Source organism: Streptomyces sp. NPDC001709 (assembly GCF_053596375.1).
In genome coordinates this window covers 160,525-178,121 of record NZ_JBSFGB010000003.1, presented here as the reverse complement: position 1 = coordinate 178,121, position 17,597 = coordinate 160,525, and the positions used below count along the sequence as shown (strand labels likewise).

12 protein-coding genes are annotated in these 17,597 nt (G+C 70.5%); 9 read left to right on the top strand and 3 right to left on the bottom strand.

From position 1 onward, the window contains the following. Window positions 1–75 precede the first annotated feature (75 nt). The 4 genes from ACWC0C_RS05900 to ACWC0C_RS05885 are packed head-to-tail and all read left to right on the top strand — an operon-like array spanning window position 76 to window position 5,514. Window positions 76–1,023, top strand: a complete 948-nt coding sequence (locus tag ACWC0C_RS05900; RefSeq protein ID WP_450861919.1) for an ABC transporter permease — start codon at window positions 76–78, stop codon at window positions 1,021–1,023. Continuing rightward, window positions 1,020–2,954 carry a dipeptide/oligopeptide/nickel ABC transporter permease/ATP-binding protein gene (locus ACWC0C_RS05895; protein WP_450861917.1) on the top strand — a complete coding sequence of 645 codons (1,935 nt, stop codon included), beginning with the start codon at window positions 1,020–1,022 and terminating at the stop codon, window positions 2,952–2,954. The genes ACWC0C_RS05900 and ACWC0C_RS05895 overlap by 4 nt, the downstream gene beginning before the upstream one ends. Then, window positions 2,951–3,970, top strand: a complete 1,020-nt coding sequence (locus ACWC0C_RS05890; RefSeq protein WP_450861916.1) for an ABC transporter ATP-binding protein — start codon at window positions 2,951–2,953, stop codon at window positions 3,968–3,970. The genes ACWC0C_RS05895 and ACWC0C_RS05890 overlap by 4 nt, the downstream gene beginning before the upstream one ends. Next, complete coding sequence (locus tag ACWC0C_RS05885; protein ID WP_450861914.1) at window positions 3,967–5,514, top strand: ABC transporter substrate-binding protein; 1,548 nt, start codon at window positions 3,967–3,969, stop codon at window positions 5,512–5,514. The genes ACWC0C_RS05890 and ACWC0C_RS05885 overlap by 4 nt, the downstream gene beginning before the upstream one ends. A 64-nt stretch (window positions 5,515–5,578) precedes the next feature. On the opposite strand, the gene ACWC0C_RS05880 is transcribed toward ACWC0C_RS05885, so the two are convergent. Together ACWC0C_RS05880 and ACWC0C_RS05875 are read right to left on the bottom strand one after the other, a co-directional pair. Beyond that, entirely contained in the window at window positions 5,579–6,517 is a 939-nt protein-coding gene (locus tag ACWC0C_RS05880; protein WP_450861912.1) for a sigma-70 family RNA polymerase sigma factor, read from the bottom strand. Between the two features lie 10 nt (window positions 6,518–6,527). Next, window positions 6,528–7,721: an NAD(P)/FAD-dependent oxidoreductase gene (locus ACWC0C_RS05875; protein WP_450861910.1), complete on the bottom strand. Its 1,194-nt coding sequence runs from the start codon at window positions 7,719–7,721 to the stop codon at window positions 6,528–6,530. 230 nt (window positions 7,722–7,951) lie between these two features. Here ACWC0C_RS05875 and ACWC0C_RS05870 point away from each other — a divergent pair, with 230 nt between their 5' ends. The 5 genes from ACWC0C_RS05870 (at window position 7,952) to ACWC0C_RS05850 (ending at window position 14,596) form a co-directional block, all read left to right on the top strand. Further along, a complete protein-coding gene (locus ACWC0C_RS05870; protein ID WP_450861909.1) occupies window positions 7,952–8,665 on the top strand; it encodes a FadR/GntR family transcriptional regulator in 714 nt (237 codons plus the stop codon). A 1-nt stretch (window position 8,666) separates the two neighbouring features. Then, on the top strand, window positions 8,667–9,500 hold the full coding sequence (locus tag ACWC0C_RS05865; protein ID WP_450861907.1) for a sterol desaturase family protein: 834 nt from the start codon (window positions 8,667–8,669) through the stop codon (window positions 9,498–9,500). 119 nt (window positions 9,501–9,619) lie between these two features. Beyond that, window positions 9,620–10,423 carry an intradiol ring-cleavage dioxygenase gene (locus tag ACWC0C_RS05860; RefSeq protein WP_449201647.1) on the top strand — a complete coding sequence of 268 codons (804 nt, stop codon included), beginning with the start codon at window positions 9,620–9,622 and terminating at the stop codon, window positions 10,421–10,423. 55 nt (window positions 10,424–10,478) lie between these two features. Beyond that, window positions 10,479–13,013 carry an ATP-binding protein gene (locus tag ACWC0C_RS05855; protein WP_450861905.1) on the top strand — a complete coding sequence of 845 codons (2,535 nt, stop codon included), beginning with the start codon at window positions 10,479–10,481 and terminating at the stop codon, window positions 13,011–13,013. Between the two features lie 167 nt (window positions 13,014–13,180). Continuing rightward, entirely contained in the window at window positions 13,181–14,596 is a 1,416-nt protein-coding gene (locus ACWC0C_RS05850) for a DEAD/DEAH box helicase (protein WP_450861903.1), read from the top strand. Window positions 14,597–15,683: 1,087 nt separating this feature from the next. On the opposite strand, the gene ACWC0C_RS05845 is transcribed toward ACWC0C_RS05850, so the two are convergent. Beyond that, entirely contained in the window at window positions 15,684–16,970 is a 1,287-nt protein-coding gene (locus ACWC0C_RS05845) for a M20 metallopeptidase family protein (protein ID WP_450861902.1), read from the bottom strand. Window positions 16,971–17,597: the final 627 nt, after the last annotated feature.

Below are 17,597 nucleotides of genomic sequence, written 5' to 3'. Positions count from 1 at the left end.
CGCTATACATGCCGCGACGAACAAGTCCTTTCGATGCACTCGCCGTCGAGTTGCACGACCTCCCACGAGGTGCGCATGGCAACCTTCCGACTAGTGGTCAGACGGCTGTTGTCGTCGACTCCGCTCCTGTTCCTCGTCTCCGCCCTGACGTTCGTGCTGGTGTCCCTGGTGCCGGGAGATCCGGCCCGGACGATCGTGGGGCAGCACGCCACGGTCGAGCAGTACGAGGCCGTCCGCCGCCAGCTGGGGCTGGACGAGCCGTTGCCGGTCCAGTACGGGCACTGGCTCGTGCAGGTGTTCCACGGCGACCTGGGTACCTCGCTGTTCAGCGGCGAACCGGTGACATCCGTGCTGAACAACCGACTGCCCGTGTCGCTCTCCCTGATCATCGCCGGCACCATCGTCTCCGGGATCCTGGGCGTGCTGCTGGGACTGCTCAGCGCTCGACGTGGCGGCCTGCTGGTGCGGGCCGTGGACGTCCTCGCGCTCGTCGGCCTGGCGGTGCCGGCGTTCTGGTTCGCGCTCGTCCTGATCGCCGTCGGAGCCGTCCGGCTGCGTTGGTTCCCGGTGACCGGCTACGTGCCCCTCGCCGACGACCCCGTCGAGTGGGGCCGTTCTCTCGTCCTGCCGGTCCTCTCCCTGTCGCTGAGCGCTGTCGCCATCATCGCCAAGCAGACAAGGGACTCGGTCCTGGACACGTTCGGGCGTGACTTCATCCGGGTCATGCAGGCCAACGGATTCTCCCGGCGATCGATCCTGTACCGGCACGTGCTGCGCAACGCCGCCCTGCCGGTGGTGACGGTGCTCGGTGTCGTGCTCGTCAGTCTGCTGGCCGCCGCCGTCTTCGTGGAGACGGTGTTCGCCATGCCCGGGCTCGGCAGCCTCACCCAACAGGCCACCGTCCAGCACGACATCCCCGTCATCCAGGGAGCCGTCCTGTACATCACGGTCCTCGTCGTCCTCGTCAACCTGCTGGTGGACCTCGCCTACAGTCGGCTCGACCCGAGGATGCGTGCCGCATGAAGCATCCCACGCCGCCGAACGCCCCTCGCCCGCTCAACAGACGCCCCCTGATACGGCGGGTGCTGGCCCGCCCGGCCGGTGCCGTGTCCCTTGGGTGGCTCCTTCTGCTGACGGTCGCCGCCCTCGCCGCGCCGCTCATCACGACGCACGGTCCGCTGGACCAAGACCTCGGTCACGTACTGTCCGGTCCAACGGCGGGCCACTTGCTCGGCACCGACAACCTGGGCCGGGACCTGCTCAGCCGATTGCTCTTCGGCGGCCGCTCCACCCTTCTGGCCGTCGGCGAAGCCCTGGCCGTCTTCCTGGCCATGGGTGTGCCCCTCGGCCTGGCCTCCGGATTCCTGGGCGGCTGGGTGGACGGGCTGACCGTACGCACCGCCGACCTGCTGTTCGCCCTGCCCGGGATCATCATCGTGCTGGTCGTGCTGTCCGTGTTCCCCGGCAACCTGCACGCCGCCATGATCACGTTCGGGGTGCTCGGCAGCCCCGGAATCATCCGTATCCTGCGCAGCCAGACCCTGGGCATCCGCGAGGAGTTGTACGTCGCGGCCGCCCAGGTCGCCGGCCTCACGCGGCCGCGGATCCTGCGCCGCCACATCCTGCCGCGCCTGATCAGCACGGTCATCGTCCAGGCCGCTCTGTTCGCCGCGATCGTCGTCACGATCCAGGCGGGCCTCGGCTTCCTCGGCCTCGGAGCCCAGCCGCCCAACCCGTCATGGGGCGGACTGGTGGCCGACGCCTCCCAGGCCCTCGACCGCGCACCGTGGATGCTCGTTCCCTCAGGCGTCCCGCTCGTCCTGACCGTGCTGGCGCTCGGACTGCTCGGCGACGCGGTCCGGGACGCGGCCACCGAGGGATGGTCGGTCCCCAAGATGACCGCGCCCACGGCCGCGCAGCGGCCCGTACGCGGCGAGCGTCGTCCGGCAAGCACCGTCACCACGAACTCGACGCAGTCCGGCGCGAGCGCCCTGCTGTCGGTCAGGAACCTCTCCCTCGACATCGGCGGTGTCCCGGTCGTGCAGGACGTGAGCTTCGACATCGCCGAGGGAGAAACCGTCGGCGTGGTCGGTGAATCGGGCTGTGGCAAGTCCGTGACCTCCCTCGGGATCCTCGGACTCGTGCCCGGCGGCGGCCGCATCGCACAAGGCCAGGTGCTCTTCGACGGCACCGACCTGGTCGCTTCGCCCGCCGATCTCGCACAGGTTCGCGGGACCGGGATCGCGTACGTCTCCCAGGAACCGATGGTCGCCCTCGACCCGATGTTCACCGTGGGCCGCCAGCTCGCCGAGGCAGTACGACGGCACGAGCGCTGCGACCGCCGCGCGGCACGCAGCCGAGTCACCGAACTGCTCGACATGGTGAACATTCCCGACCCGGCAGCCGTCGCGTGGCGCTATCCCCACCAACTCTCCGGAGGAATGGCCCAGCGTGTGGCGATCGCTCTCGCACTCGCCGGCCGTCCCCAGCTCCTGATCGCGGACGAGCCGACCACCGCCCTGGACGTGACCGTCCAGGCCGAGATCCTCACACTGCTGCGCAACCTGCAGGCCGAGACGGGAATGGCGGTCCTCCTCGTCACCCACGACTGGGGCGTGGTCGCCGACCTGTGCCACCGGGCCGTGGTGATGTACGCCGGCCAAGTGGTCGAGGCCGCGGACGTGCGGGAGATGTTCGCCCAGCCCCTGCACCCGTACACCGCGGGCCTGCTGGCCGCGAACCCTCACCGGGCGCGCGAGGGTGAACCCCTGCCGACCATTCCCGGGACGGTCCCCGCCCCACGCGAGTGGCCCTCCGGCTGCCGCTTCGCCGCCCGCTGCGCACTCGCCGACGACGGGTGCACGAAGCCGGTGACGCTGACCGAGCCGGCCCCCGACCGACTCAGCCGGTGCGTCCGGTCCCAGCAGCTCCTCGCGGAAGGCACCGCCCGATGACGCACCCACCGCTCCTCGACATCAACGCCCTGACCGTCGAGTTCCGTCAGGGCCGCCGCACTCCGCCGCTGCGTGCCGTGGACACCGTGTCCCTGAGCATCGCGCCCGGTGAGACGGTCGGACTCGTGGGCGAGTCCGGCTCCGGCAAATCCACCATCGGCCGCGCCGTACTGGGCCTGAACCGCGTCCACTCCGGTCAGGTCCACTTCGAAGGCCGCGACGTCACCCATGCCTCCTCCCGCCTCCGGCGCGCACTCAGCGCCCGCCTCCAGGTCGTCTTCCAGGACCCGTACTCCTCCCTCAACCCGGCCCGCACGATCGGCCAGACCCTTGCCGAGCCCCTCCTCGCCCACGGCAAGCCGAGAAAGCAGGAGATACGGGACCGCATCGCGCAGATACTCCCGCGAGTCGGCATGCCCGCCGACACGGCGGACCGTTACCCGGGTCAGTTCTCCGGCGGACAACGCCAGCGCATCGCCATCGCCCGCGCGCTCATGCCCGAGCCGCGCCTCGTCATCTGCGACGAGCCGGTCAGCGCGCTGGACCTGTCCATCCAGGCACAGGTGATGAACCTCCTGGCCGACCTGCAGCGCGATCTCGACCTCAGCTACCTCTTCATCGCCCACGACCTGCCCGTGGTGCGCCACCTCTCGCACCGCATCGTGGTCCTCTACCGCGGCCAGGTCATGGAGACCGGACCCGCCGCCACGCTGTACGACGACCCGGTCCACCCCTACACCCAGGCACTGCTCGCCGCCGTACCCCAACCGGATCCCACAGCCCAGCGGGCCCGGACGGCGAGGCGGGGGACGGCGACAACGGTGACCGCGCCCTCACCGGCCGGCTGCGTCTTCGCCCACCGCTGCTCCCACGCCGTCGACCTGTGCCGCCGCGAACGTCCCCCGCTGCTGCCGCTCCCGGACGGACGGGCCGCAGCATGCCATCGCACCCCGGAACTCCACCCCCACGCCACGGCCCGGCGGCCCCAGCCGCACACCGTAAGGAAGCACTCATGAGCAAAAGATCCCTGACCACCGGGCTGGCGGCACTCACGGTGCTCGCCGTCGCCGGCACCGCCTGCGGCGGATCCGGCACAGGCGGAAGCAACGGGAAGGGGGACACCCTGACGGTCGTCGCCGCCGGCGCGCCCGCCAGCCTCGACCCGGCGAAGGCCAACGTCGGCTCCGACAACTGGTTCGTCAACCTCGCCTACGACACCGTCCTGAGGCAGGGGCCGAACGGACAGGCGGGGCCAGGCCTGGCCACCAAGTGGGGCTACATCGGCACCGGCAACACCGACTTCGCGTTCACCCTGCGCAGCGGACTGAAGTTCGCCGACGGAACACCCCTGGACGCCAAGGCCGTTGCCGCCTCGATCAACTACAGCCGCGAGAACGGCCTCAACGTCTCCTGGACCTCCGCCATCCAGTCAGTCACCACCGGCGGCCCACTCACCGTACGGATCCACTGCTCAAGCCCGCACCCCAACCTGCCGCAGCTCATGACCCAGGTCCTCATGGTCGGCTCGGTCATCAGCCCCAAGGGCCTCGCCTCCCCGGCCGCCATGGGCACCCACTCCTTCGGCGCCGGCCCCTACGTCCTCGACGCGGCGCACACCGCGACCGGCGACCACTACACCTACACTCCCAACCCCTACTACTGGGACAAGAAGAAGATCCACTGGAAGAAGGTGGTCATCAAGGTCGTCGCCAACCCCAACTCCGCACTCCAGGCGGTCAGGACGGGGCAGGCCGACGCCATGGCCATCACCGCCGACCAGGTCGACACCGCCGAGTCCGCCGGACTGAAAGTCACGGGAGCGCCCAACGTCTTCATGGGCGTCATCCTCGCCGACCGCCAGGGCACCATCGCCAAGCCGCTCGAGGACGTCCGCGTACGGCAAGCCCTCAACTACGCCGTCGACCGAGCCGCGATCACCAAGGCCGTCGTACAGAGCCACGGCCACCCGACCAGCCAGATATCCCTTCCCGGGCTCGACGGCTTCGCCGCCGACTACGACAACCGCTACCCCTACGACCCGGTCAGGGCCAAGAAGCTCCTCGCCGAAGCGGGTTACCCCCACGGTTTCAAACTGAGGATGGAGACGCAGGGGTTCTTCGGGATCGACCTGGTCACCCAGGCAGTCGTCCAGCAGTGGAAGCAGATCGGCGTCACCGCTGACGTCACCACCGACACCAGCGTGGGCCAATGGCTGGCCAGCGCCACCTCCAAGAAGTACCCGGCGCTCGGCTTCGGCTACGGCGGCGCGACAAGCTACGCCCTGTCCCTCGACTGGATGCTGCCGCACGCCACCGCCTTCAACCCCTTCGCCACCTCCGACCCCAAGCTCACGCGCATGCTGTCGGCAGCCGCCGCGGCTCCTGCCGACAAGCAACCCGCCCTCTACCAGGACGCCATGCGCTCCGTCGTGGACCAGGCGTGGTTCGTCTCCGTCCTGCGCATGGACGGTCTCTACGCCTACGACTCCAAGAAGCTGACCGGTTTCACGGCCGGCCTGAGCTACATCCCGGACCTCGCCTGGAGTGTTGCTCCCCGGTAGAGAGCGGAGCAGGCAGCCGGTCCCAGGATCGTCACCTGGGGTGCTGTCCTCGCTCCGCCCCAGGTCACCATGCGTTGATGACCGGTGCGTCGGGTTCGTGCTGCCGCCAGGCCTCGTTGAGGCGCGCGAGCCGGTTCGCGGCGGCGATGCCGTGCAGGGACGCGACCTTGCCGCCGCTGACGTCGAACGCCACGGCGCCCACGACCCGGTCGTCGACCACGGCGACGACGGCCGGGGAGCCGTTGACCAGCGCGATGTGGAACGCGGGGGAGCCGCCGGCCAGCCGCCGCTTCGCCGGCGTGGGTTTGAAGCCGGCCCGCACGTAGGAGGCGACGCGCTCGCGCGTCGTGTACCGCAGCAGCCGCTTGGCCAGTCCGGCGCCGTCCGAGACCGCCGACACGTCGTCGGTGAGCAGCGCCACCAGCCGTTCGGTGCGCCCCGACGTGGCGGCGGCGAGGAACTCCTCGACGATCCGGCGCGCGGACGCGGGGTCCACCTCGCCGCCGCCGCGGCGCTCGGCGGCGACCCGGCGTCGGGCCCGGTGGACGTGCTGCTGGCTCGCGGACTCGGTGATGTCGAGGATCCCGGCGATCTCGGCGTGGGGGTACGAGAAGGCCTCGCGCAGGACGTAGGCGGCCCGCTCGACCGGCGAGAGGCGCTCCATGAGGGTCAGCACGGCCAAGGACACCGATTCGCGCTGCTCGAAGGTGTCGGCCGGGCCGAGCATCGGGTCGCCCTCCAGGAGCGGCTCGGGCAGCCAGGCACCGGCCGCTCGCTCGTGGCGCGCCTGCGCCGAGCGGAGCCGGTCGAGGCAGAGATTGGTGGCGACCTTGGTCAGCCACGCTTCCGGCACCTCGACCCGTTCGCGGTCCGCAGCCTGCCAGCGCAGGAACGTGTCCTGCACGGCGTCCTCGGCGTCGGCCGCCGAACCGAGCAGGCGGTACGCGAGCGAGGCCAGCCGGCCCCGGCTGGCCTCGAACCGATCGACGGCTGCACTGTCCATGCGGAGCAGCCTATGCGGCGGCGGCCCTCACACCGGCCCGGTCGGGCGCGGTGGCCAGGCGGCGCTTGCGCTTCGGCATGCCGAAGGTCGGGTGGACGATGGCCCACCCGGCCCCCTTGAGCACGCTCGACTTGAACCACACGGCGGGCCGGCCGCCCAGGTACCAGGACTTCGACCGGACGTCCCCGTCCACCATCTGGAAGATCGCGTCCCGACGCCCGAGGCTGATGTGGTTGCCGTAGTACTTCAGGTCGGTGGTCGGAACCTTGCCGCCCGTCAGACGCGCGATGATCGCGGCGGTCGCCTGCATGTTGGTGTAGCCGGCCGAGGCGCAGGACATCGGCAGCGGCCGGCCGTTCTCCCCGATCGCGTAGGCGCAGTCACCGGCGGCGTAGACGTCCGGGTGCGAGACCGAGCGCATGGTGCGGTCGACGACGATCTGGCCGGTCGCGGCGACCTCCAGGCCGCTGGCGGCCGCGATGGGGTGCACGGCGAACCCGGCCGACCACACGGTCACGTCGGCCGGGATGGCCGTACCGTCGGCGGCTAGCGCCCGCGTCGGCTCGACGGCTTCGATTCCGGTGTGCTCGTGGACGGTTATGCCGAGCCGGTCGAAGGCCTGGCACAGGTGACGACGGGCCTTCGGGGAGAGCCAGGCGCCCAGCTCGCCGCGGGCGGCGAGCGCGACCGAGAGGTCGGGCCGCGACTCGGCGAACTCGGTGGCGGTCTCGATACCGGTCAGCCCCTCACCGACGACCAGCACGGTGCCGCCCTTGCCCAGATCGGCCAGGCGCTCGCGCAGCCGCAGCGCCGAGGACCGGCCGGTCACATCGAAGGCGTACTCGGCCACGCCGGGGACGCCATGGTGGGCCGCGGAGCTGCCCAGCGCGTAGAGCAGCGTGTCGTACGCGAGTTCGCCGTCGCCGTCCTCGCCGGTCACGGCGACGGTCCCGCGCTCGGGGTCGACGCCGGTGACGCGTGCCAGGCGCAGCCGCACCGCGGTACCGGCGAACACGTCGGCGAGTTTGCGGAACGCGAGGTCCTGGCCGATCGCGAGCTGGTGGAGGCGCATCCGCTCGACGAAGTCGGGCTCGGCGTTGACGACGGTGATCTCGGTGTCGACGGGTGAGAGCCGGCGCGCCAGGTTTCCGGCGGCGAAGGCCCCGGCGTATCCGGCGCCGAGTACGACGATGCGGTGCTTCATGGCGTTGCTCCTGTCTCGTTCGCGTGCCCCTTGAACGAGACCGCGCCCGGATTGCTGACAGGGGTCGGGTGTGACGTGGGTCACCGAACCGGGGCGCTGGTGAACGCGGTCGTGCGGCGGTGACGGTTCGCCGCGGCGGTCCGCCGATCGCGATCTGTGCGCGCGGAACGCCGCAGAAATACTGGTCCAACCAGTTGACCAGTGAGCCGGTCGCCTTCACCCTGATCGCCATGAGCCATGGACCCATCCGGCGCGAGGCGGTCTCCGACCAGCTCTTCGCCCTGCTGCGCGACAGGATCCTCGGCGGGGAACTGCCGGCCGGTGCCGCGCTCACGGCCGAACGGGATCTGGCAGCCGAGTTCGGGGTGAACCGGCATGCCGTCCGAGAGGCCGTCAAGCGGCTTCAGCAGGCACGGCTGGTCGAGGTCAGCCACGGCGGCCGCACGCTCGTCCTGGACTGGCGGCACACCGCCGGCCTCGACCTCGCCATGGGCATCGCGGCGGCCGACGCCGGGCCCTCGGTGGAGGACCTCGCCCGCGACGCCCTGGAGATGCGGGCGTGCATCGGCGCCGACGCGGCCCGGCTGTGCGCGATCCGGTGCTCCGAGGACACCGCCGGGGAGATCGTCGAGGCCGCGGGCCGGTACGCGCACACCGGGCCCGATCTGACCGAGCTCGGCGATGCGGACGTCGCCTGGTGGCGGTTGGTCGTGGAGGGTTCCGGCAACGTCGCCTACCTGCTGGCCTTCAACAGCCTGGTGGACGGCACACTCCCGGTGGCCGTCGTGCCGGACGACCTGCGGGCCGCGGAACTCCTCGACGTCGAAGCACATCAGCGGCTGGCGGCCCACATCGCCGCACGCGAGTCCGAGGCGGCCGAACGGCTGGCGCGCGAGCTGCTGTCCCGCAGTGTGCCCGCGACGCCGCGGAAGGCGGTGCGCTGACATGATCCCGGCCGTGGTCTACGCGATACCGGCGTTCGTGCTGCTGGTCGTCGTCGAGGCACTGTCCTACCGCTTCCTCCCGGACGACGACGAGCGCGGCTACGAGTTGCGGGACACCGTCACCAGCATGTCCATGGGCGCCGGCAGCCAGGTCGTCGCGGTGCCGTGGAAGGCGGCGACGATCGTGGTGTACGCGGCTCTCTTCGCCGTCGCCCCCTGGCACCTGTCGCCGTCCTCCGCGTGGACGTGGGTGCTGCTGTTCTTCGGTGACGACCTGGCGTACTACGCCTTCCACCGCGCCCACCACCGGGTACGGGTGCTGTGGGCGAGCCATGTGGTCCACCACTCCAGCCTCCGCTTCAACCTCTCGACCGCCCTGCGCCAGAGCTGGACGCCGATGACGGGGCTGCCCTTCTGGCTGCCGCTGGCACTGCTCGGCATCCCGCCGTGGATGATCCTGCTCCAGCAGGCCTTCAGCCTCGTCTACCAGTTCTTCCTGCACACCGAGCGGGTGGACAAGCTGGGGCGGCCGGTGGAGTGGTTCTTCAACACGCCCTCCCACCACCGCGTTCACCACGGCTCCAACAAGGTCTACCTGGACCGCAACTACGGCGGCATCCTCATCGTCTGGGACCGGCTCTTCGGCACGTTCGAACCGGAAGGCGTGCGGGTGGCGTACGGCCTGACGAAGAACATCGACACCTACAACCCGGTGCGGGTGGCCTTCCACGAGTTCGCGGCCGCCTGGCGCGACGTCCGCGCGGCGCGCCGCTGGCGCGACCGGGTCGGGTATCTGTTCGGGCCGCCCGGCTGGGCACCCAGGGCGGATGGGTGACCTGTCACCGCTGATCGTCGCACCAGCGTGCTCAGGCCGGTCCCGTGGTTTCGTAACGCGGTGGCTCCGTGGGTCGTCCGTGCGATCCCGTGGGTCGCCGCAGGCGTCATGCTCGCACCATGACTGACATCCCCCACCACAACACCGCGGAGCCGCAGCGCGACCTCGAGCCGTCGGACGTTCCCGCAGGTGCCACCCGCAGGTCCGTCATAGCCACCCTGGGCGGCGCCACCCTCGGCGTGGCCGCGCTGGGTCTCGCCGCCACGCAGGCGACCGCCGCCACCGAGCACCGGGCCGCGGCCCGGCCGGCCGCCGACTGCGTCCTCACGCCCGAACAGACCGAGGGGCCGTACTACCTGGACCTGGAGACGGTCCGCAAGAACATCACGGAGGGGAAGGCCGGCGTTCCGCTGACCCTGCGCGTGACGGTGGTCGACGCGGCGACCTGCGCCCCGCTGCCCCAGACGGCGGTCGACATCTGGCACTGCGACGCGCTCGGGGTCTACTCCGGTTATGTGGCCGGAGGTTCCACCCCGGACACGACATTCCTGCGCGGCGTCCAGCTGACCGACTCCACCGGTGTCGCGGAGTTCACCACCGTCTACCCCGGCTGGTACGTCGGCCGGGCCCTCCACATCCACGTCAAGACGCATGCGGGAGGCACCGTGTCCAACGGGACGTACCACGGCGGCCACGTGTCCCACACGGGCCAGCTCTACTTCCCGGAGGCGTACAACACCAGGATCGCCGCCCTGTCCCCGTACCGGAACAACACGGCCACCCGCACGCTCAACGCGCGGGACGGCATCTACCGCAACGGCGGCTCCTCGACCCTGCTGACCCTCACTCAGGCAGGCGGCGACCTCGGCAAGGGCGTGACCGGAACCGTCGTACTCGGCATCGACCCCGCCGCCACACCCTGACGCACGGGATGCCCGTGGTGGCCGGCCCCGCAACGGTGTCGGCCATCGTGCAGAGATGTTGGCCATCGCGCAGAGACACATGGCCGAAGGCGATGGTTTCGTTCCCGGGCGGTGCGGCCAGGAAACGGAGATGAGCCGGAGTCGAACATGTGAGGTGTGCGGTGCGGCGCTGATCGTGAGGCCGCACGGGGGTCGGCCGGCTCGGTACTGTTCCAGCGCCTGCCGGCAGCGGGCACTGCGGCGACGGGCGGCTTCGAACGTCGCGGTTGCGGTCCCGACTGCCGGTGGGAGCGTCCTGCCGCCGGCGCTCGACTCCTTCGTCGGCCGGCAGCACGAGCTGTCGTGCCTGCGCATTCTCCTGAGGAGTTCGCGCCTCCTCACGCTCACCGGTGCCGGCGGTGTGGGCAAGACCCGGCTGGTGCTGGAGTTCGCCAAGGCATTGCCGAAGCGCTTCGCACGAGTCGACCTCGTGGAACTCGCATCACTCCAGGACAGCGCGCTGCTGACGCAGTCCCTGGCCGCCGCGCTGGGGGTGGGTGAGCGAGCGGGCCGGACCGGCGTCGACGTGCTGGTCCGGGCGATCGGTGACGCCCCGCGGGTGCTGGTCCTGGACAACTGCGAGCATCTGGCCGAGCCGTGCGCCCGGTTGGCTGCGACCCTGCTGGGCCGCTGCCCCCGGCTACGGATCCTGGCCACCAGCCGGGAGGCCCTGAGGGTGCCCGGAGAGACCGTCTTCCGGGTCGGCGAGCTGTCCCTGCCGCCGTCCGACGCCGCTGACGATGTGACGGCCCTCATGCGGTCCGAGGCCGTACGGCTCTTCGTCGACCGTGCCGCGAGCAATTCCCCGGGGTTCGCACTCCATCGGGGCAACAGCCACCTGGTGGCCGAGATCTGCCGGCGCCTGGACGGCCTGGCGCTCGCCGTCGAACTCGCGGCCCGCCACGTCGGTGCGCTCGCGCTGAGCGACATCCTGGCGGGGCTGCAGGACCAGTTCTCCCAGCTCGACCTCCTGACCGGGGGAAGCCGAACCGGACCCGCACGCCACAGCGGGCTGGCCGCAGCGGTCGATTGGAGCCATCGGCTGCTGGATCCGGCCGAGCAGACGGTCTTCCGGCGCCTCTCGGTCCTGGTCGGCGGGTTCGACGCGACCGCCGCCCAAACAGTCTGCGCCGGGGACGGCATGGGCCGGCGGCAGGTCTTCCGCATCCTGCGCGCCCTGGAGGCGAAGTCGCTCGTCGTACGTCTGCCGGGAGATACGGCGCCCACACGCTTCAGGCAGTTGAGCGCCATCCGTGTCTGCGCCCTGGACCGTCTGCGCGCATCCGGCGAGCTGCACGCCACCGTGCACCGGGCGCTCGCGTGGCTGACCGAGCTGGCCGGGCGGGGCCGCGGGGAGGTGTTCGCCGACCAGGCCGGCAGCCCGCTCGCGGCGGAACGGGACAATCTCGCCTCGGTACTGGCCTGCAGCGCCGACCACGGCGATGCCGTACGGGTGCGGCTGACACTGGAGTTGGCGCGTGTGCACTACCAGCAGGAGCAGCCGTCGGCCGCCCGTGCGTTACTCACCGGACTGCTGCGGGGACCCGGGGGCCGGGCGCTGGGTGGGCAGGTGCCGGCGCTCGCCGCACGCGTGGCCTGCCAGCAGGCCGATCCGGAAGAGGCCCTGCGCCTGGGCGAGCAGGCGGTGCAGAGCGAGCGGATGCGCCGTGACCCCGCCGGACTCGCCAACGCCCTGGACGCCCGGGCGGCGGCGCGACTGTGCCGCGGTGAGTTCGCCGAGGCCGTCGCGGATCTGAGGGAATGTCTGGAGGTCGTCGCCTCCTTCGGCACGCCGCAGGACACTGCTTGGTGCAGCCATCACCTGGCCTGGGCGCTGCTTCAGGCCGGCGGGGAGCTGGAGGCCGACGACCTGATGTCACGGTGTCTGCCCGTGCTGAGGGAGCAGGCGCCGTGGCCCCGGACCGCGGCCGCGCTGCACACCGCGGGGGCCGTACGGTTGGCCCTGGGGCGTCTGCGCAGTGCGGAGACCTTGTTCGCCGAGGTGCTGCGGATCGCTCCAGGAGCCAGTTTCCATGCCCTGTACCCCGTGGAGGGCCTGGCCCTCGTGGCCGCGGAGAGCGGCGACATGCGGCGTGCACTGCGGCTGTACGAGGCGAGCGCGCAGGCACGGCGCCGCCTGGACACCGAGCCCGAGGGTCCCTGGCGGCACAGGATGGAACAGGCGGCGGCGCGTGCCCGGACACAGCTGTCGGCAGCGGAACGGGAGGCTGCCGTCGCCGGTGCCCGTGGACTGCGCGGAGAGCGGCTGGTCGCGTACGCGCTCGGGGCAGGGAGCGGGGACCACCGAACGCGGCGTGATGTCCGGGCCACAGACGATCGGTTCCCGCTCACCGCACGGGAGTCCACGGTGGCCGAACTCGTCGTCGAAGGGCTGACCAACCGCCAGATTGCGGACCGGCTCGGTCTTTCGGTCCATACCGTCGCCACCCACCTGGACAAGGTGCGCGACAAGCTGGGCCTGCGCTCCCGCACCCAGATCGCACTGTGGGCGGCCGCACGGACCGAGGGTGGGTGGACAGCCCGGCGGTGAGCACCTGGCCGGGCAGTGATCGGTGTCACGGCGCGATGCCTTGTGTTACTGTCGTGCTTTTGCGTGGTCGTCGCGGTGGGCGATTCTGCCTGTTCGGTTCCGCTTGTGCGTGAGCTGTTCCCTCCTGCCGGGCCTTCCTCGGTACGTTCCCCTGCGGAAGGCAGTTCATGAAGCATCCCGATGACTCCGGCATCGCTCACAGCGGTCCCGCCCAGCCCGGGGCCACGACCCCGGCGCTGCCCCCGGCCGTCTCCTTCGCCGGTCTGGAACTGCCGGTGGAGGTGGTTCGGACCCTGAGCGGACTCGGGGTGCGCGAGCCCTTTCCGATCCAGGCCGCCACACTGCCCGATGCCCTGAAGGGGCGCGACGTCCTCGGACGCGGGCGCACCGGATCGGGGAAGACGCTCGCCTTCGGCCTGCCGCTGCTGACCCGTACGGCCGGGCGGCGCGCCGAACCGAAGCAGCCCCTCGCTCTGATCCTCGTGCCCACCCGGGAACTGGCCCAACAGGTCACCCAGGCGCTGGTGCCGTACGCCGAGGCACTGCGGCTGCGGACGGCCACGGTCGTCGGCGGCATGTCGATCGGCCGGCAGGTCGCCGCACTGCGCCAGGGAGCCGAGGTGGTCGTCGCCACCCCCGGACGCCTGCACGACCTGATCGAGCGCAACGCCTGCCGCCTGGGACGGGTGAGGATCACCGTGCTGGACGAGGCCGACCAGATGTGCGACATGGGATTCCTGCCGCAGGTTGTCGACGTCCTCGACCAGGTGCACCCCGACGGTCAGCGGATGCTGTTCTCGGCCACTCTGGATCGCGACGTCGATCAGCTGGTCCGCCGCTACCTCCACGACCCCGTCGTCCACTCGGTCGACCCGTCCGCGGGCACGGTCACGACGATGGAGCACCACGTTCTGGTCGTCCACGGCCCTGACCGCTACGCCGTCACCACGGAGATAGCCGCCCGCGACGGCCGCGTACTGCTGTTCCTCGACACCAAGCACGCCGTCGACCAGCTCACCCGGCATCTGCGGGCCAGCGGGGTGCACGCCGGGGCCCTGCACAGCGGCAAGTCACAGCCACAGCGCACACGGACCCTGGCACAGTTCAAGAACGGCCAGATCACCGTTCTTGTGGCGACCAATGTCGCGGCCCGTGGCCTGCACGTCGACGACCTCGATCTCGTGGTCAACGTCGACCCGCCCACCGACCCCAAGGACTATGTGCACCGGGCGGGCCGCACCGCCCGCGCCGGTGAGTCCGGCAGCGTGGTCACGCTCGTGCTGGCGGGCCAGCGCCGCGAGACGAGCCGCATGCTGGCCGGGGCCGGTATCGAGGCAACCGTCACCAAGGTGCGCTCGGGCGAGGCGGAGCTGAGCCGGATCACCGGTGCCAAGGCTCCCTCCGGGACCCCGCTCGACGGCGGGCCCGCCGTCCCCCGGCCCAAGAACACCAACGTTCCCTTCCGCGGCCTCGGCACCAGCAAGGACACCTCCCGCGGCGCCGGCGGCAAGTCACGAAAGGCCGGCGAGGCCCGCAAGCTCGCCGAGGCCCGCAAGGCCGCCTTCGTGCGTCGCAACGGCTGAGAGGCGTTGCCCTGCCAGTGAACGTCCTGGCCACGGGATCGACTCCCTTGGCCGCGAGAGGCATACCCGCCGAAACGGAGCAGGATGATGCTGGAGTCAGCGCCGTTTTGACATTCGTCGCGGATCAGCTGCAGTACCGAAACAGGGTCGGCCATACGTCGCCAAAGCGTGTCGTTGTAGAGTGCGGGAACGCCCTTGACCTGCAGGAAGCAGGCAGGGAGCCGACCTCTGGGAGCACTGCATGCTTCGTATCCATGTTCAAGTCCAAGATCTAGCGCTTGGGTGTTTCCGCAGGTCAGGGCCCTGATCGCCGCCTCCAGGTCAGCGAAAGGTCAGCATCAGGCCGGACGGTGTCCGGCTTGCTGACCTGCACCTGCGGCAGGGGTCTGCTGCGCCGCCCATCGCCCTGCTCGGAAGGCTTGATGCGTGGCTCGACAGCTCGCCCGTGGGATGGGGTCGTTCTTCAAGGAGACTCGGTGTGAGATCATCCGATGCCTCAAGCGATATGCCGCCCGCGAGGTCTTCAACCTGGTCAGGACGGTCTCTACCGACCCCCTGTAATAGGGGCGTCCGCGATCAGGGCGTTGGCGTGTCCCGGAGCGAATAACTCGGCCGCCTGCATCCGGATGTGCTCGCGGAACACTCGTCGCTCCGCGGTCGGCCCGCCCCGCCGTGCCGATATCGGTTCCCGCCCGTTCCAGGCCATGGTCTCCTCCGGTCGTGCGACGCACTTCGATCCGGACGACCCCTCCAGCATGGTCCTACTCAGCGATACCCGAGGGCTCGCAGCTCCTCATCAGTGGTCGAGTCGTCGTGCGGTCCCGGGCGGCCAGGTGTCACAGGAACCATTGAAGGCAACCACCCCCAAGCCATACCCCGGGGCCACTGGATCCTCTGGAACGTACGACAGCCCATCCGACCCATCAACAACGTAGGACCACCCCCCAGGTCATCCGTCCGACAGGGGGACACAGTCATGCCGGGCCCGCAGGCCAGCGGCCCTCTTGCAGGACCGCGAAGAAGATAATGGGGCTGAGGGGGGCGACTTCGTCGGAGGCGGGGGCAGCGGTGCGCGTGTCGGGGGCCGTCACGGTGCGGGGTCTGGTCCGTCTCCGGCGAGGAAGGCCAGCGCCACGGCTGCGTGGCAGGCGATGCCCGCCGCGATCGCGTTCTCGTCCATGTCCATGCGTGGCGAGTGCAGTGGCGGGGCCTCGTCCGGTGTCAGGCCCGGTGGGCACACGCCGAGGAAGGCCAGGGCGCCGGGGACTGCCCCGAGGACGTAGGAGAAGTCCTCCGACGCCATCTGCGTGGCCGTCAGGACGTCCACGTTCTCTGTCCCGAGCGCGCCCGCGGCCGTGCGCAGGACGAAGTCGGTGAACCCGGGGTCGTTGAAGGTGGCCGGATAATCCGGCTCGACGGTCGCCTCGGCCTCGGCTCCATGGGCGGCGGCCACGCCCTCGGCCACCCTGGTGATCCCCTCGTGCAGTCTCTTCCGGGTCGGCTCGGACAGGGTGCGCAGGGTACCGCCCAGCTCCGCGGTGTCCGGGATGATGCCCGTGACCGTACCCGCGGTCAGGCGGGTCACGCTCAGAACGGCCTTGTCATCGACCGACAGGCTGCGGGTGACCAACGTCTGCAACGCCAGCACGATCTCGCAGGCCACAGGCACCGGGTCGCACGTCGTGTGCGGCGCGGAGGCATGGCCGCCGCGCCCGCGTACGAGGACCCGGAAGCGGTCGGAGGCCGCCAGCTGCGGACCGGCGCGCAACCGCAGCGCGCCCGCGGGCAGGTTGGGGTGCACATGGAGGGCGAAGGCGGCGTCGGCTCTGCGGCCGGACGCCTCCAGCACACCCTCGTCGATCATGTGGCGGGCTCCCCGATGCCCCTCCTCGCCAGGCTGGAACATGAACACCACGCGTCCGGCGATTCTTTCGCGCCGTTCGGCGAGCAGCCGTGCGGCGCCCACGAGCATCGCCGTGTGAGCGTCATGGCCGCACGCGTGCATGAGCCCGGGGGTCCGCGAGGCGAACGGCAGGCCGGTCTCCTCGGCGACCGGCAAGGCGTCCATGTCGGCGCGCAGCAGGATCGTCGGGCCGTCGGCCGCCCCGGTGAGGACCGCGGTGACGGAGGACAGCCCGCGGCCGGTGCGGATCTCCAGGCCGAGGCCGTCGAGCGCGCCCAGCACCAGGCGTTGCGTCTGCGGCAGGTCGAGACCCAGCTCCGGATCACGGTGCACCGCGCGGCGCAGGGCAACCGCTTCGGGTGCCGAGCGGCGAGCCTCCTCGAGGAGGGACGGGTCTGCGGTGAACTCGACGGCCTGCCGTGACGGATCGGCATCCAGTGCATGGTGCGAAGCCCGAGGCGGAGGTGTCATGCAGCCGTTCTCCTTCCCGCACCCGGCCCATGGCAGCGCGGCGCGCAGTGGCGTCACACGCAGGATGGCGTATTCCGTCCGCTGAACAGGCAGCGACGCGCTGACGTGATCGACCGAGGAGCCGGGGCACTGCCAGAGCAATGGATCGAATTCCACAAAGAAATGCACTGCGCCGCTCGCAGCAGAAAGGGTTCATCAGTGGCGAGATTCTCGCAGCAGAAAGGGTTCATCACTGGTGAGAATGGAGACGCGGGAACTTCTAATTCCGAAAGCAATCCAGACCGTTCACGACACCGCCCCGGAGAGGCTTTCACCACTGCTCTGCAGCAGCTCAAATGCCCTTAGAACAGCCGAAGTTGAGCCAGAATCACGAATATCGCCGGGCGGATAAAGCAGGTTAGTGCTACTGCGGTCTCGGTACTGCCTGCATTCGGGTGATAATGACGTGCAGGTGTCGGAACCCACTCTCGCAGCTGGCACGATGAGTGCAAGATCGAAAGGCCCTGCCATGCGGGGTCTCTTTCTTCGTTGTGTGGGTGTGTCGTCTTTCGGGCCGCACTCGGTACTGCTCCGTCGGAAATGGTGTGGGCGTGGGCAGGAATCTCGGACACTGCAGGAGGTTGCCCC